The following is a 1,284-nucleotide window of genomic DNA, read 5'->3' as shown; positions in this document are numbered from 1 at the left end:
TCTTCTCCCCGTAAAAAGGGGAGAAGCAAGCAAATTCACCGTGCCATGGCGTGGTATTCGTCGTTCGGGCGCATGTCGATTGCCGCGGCCACGCGGTTCGACATGTTGAAGAAGGCAGCGGTCGAGGCGATGTCCCAGATGTCGCGATCGGTGAAGCCGGCCTGACGCAGCGCGGCCCGGTCTGCCTCGACGATCTTGGCCGGCTCTTGCGTCAGCTTGACGGTGAATTCGAGCATTGCCACCTGCCTGGGCGAAAGATCGGCGGCGCGGAAATTCATCACCATCATTTCGCCGAGCGGCGGGTCGCCGGAGAGCTGGCGCACCGCCGCGCCATGCGCGGTCAGGCAATAGTAGCAATGATTGATCGAGGAGACGGCGACCGCGATCATCTCGCGTTCCAGCTTGGTCAGCCCGGACTCACCCAGCATCAAATCGTTGTACATGTCGGTGAAGGCGCGCAGCTTTCTGTCGTCGAAGGCATAGGCCCTGAGCACGTTGGGGACGAGGCCGAGCTTCTCCTCGCATTTGGCGAAATAGGTTTTTGTCGCCTCGCTCAGCTCTCCCTGGCCAAGATCAAGCGCGCTGATTTTGCCGGTCATGGGTCATTTCTCCTCGTTGCGCGGCATCTTGTCGCCAAATTCCGATAATTCTTGGCAAGCCGTCAAACCTTTGTCGCCAAACAGCGGTCATCTGCTACCATATTCGTAAAAGCATTCGACGGGAGGGACGTGCGTCATGGCCAGCGTGAAATCCGCGAGCAAGCCGAAGAAAAAAGCCACGGCAGCGATTAAAGCGGAGGAAAGGCCGGCCAGGCTTGCAGACTATCTGCTCGCCCGCGCGCCAGCTGAAGACATTGCTCCCTACGATGTGGCCGACCTGGAGCGGGCTGCCGATCTCGCCGGCCAGGCAGTCGCCACTCACAGGAAAGGCGAGTGCGTCGTCGCCGTCGATGCCGATTCGGGCGTTGTGCGAGACGGCCGCCCGATGACGGTTGTCACGGTCGTCAACGACAACATGCCGTTCCTGTTCGATTCCATCCTCGGCGAGATCACCGAGACATCGGGCGAACCGACCCTGGTCACCCATCCGGTTATCGTGGTGCGCCACGGCAAGGGCGGCGTGGAAGAAATCCTCGGCGACGGCAATTTCGCCAAGGACGATGGCAGCCACGACCGGCTTAGCGTCATCCATGTCCACATCCCGCGGGTGACATCCGAGCAGGCGAGCGGATTGAGCGAGCGGCTGCGCAAGATCCTTGGCCAGGTTCATGCCGCCGTTCACGAC

Annotated in this window: 1 protein-coding gene and 1 pseudogene; one reads left to right on the top strand and one right to left on the bottom strand. The window is 61.0% G+C overall.

Features of this window, described 5'->3' with window-relative positions:
- Positions 1-35: 35 nt before the first annotated feature.
- On the bottom strand, positions 36-599 hold the full coding sequence (locus EN893_RS34340; protein WP_127269517.1) for a peroxidase-related enzyme: 564 nt from the start codon (positions 597-599) through the stop codon (positions 36-38).
- A 136-nt stretch (positions 600-735) separates the two neighbouring features.
- On the opposite strand from EN893_RS34340, the pseudogene EN893_RS34335 reads away from it, so the two are divergent.
- A pseudogene (locus EN893_RS34335) lies at positions 736-1,284 on the top strand (NAD-glutamate dehydrogenase domain-containing protein); the annotation flags it as partial.

This window comes from Mesorhizobium sp. M7A.F.Ca.CA.004.04.2.1 (genome assembly GCF_004022825.1).
In the GTDB taxonomy this organism is placed as follows: domain Bacteria; phylum Pseudomonadota; class Alphaproteobacteria; order Rhizobiales; family Rhizobiaceae; genus Mesorhizobium.
This window is presented reverse-complemented; position numbering and strand designations above follow the sequence as displayed.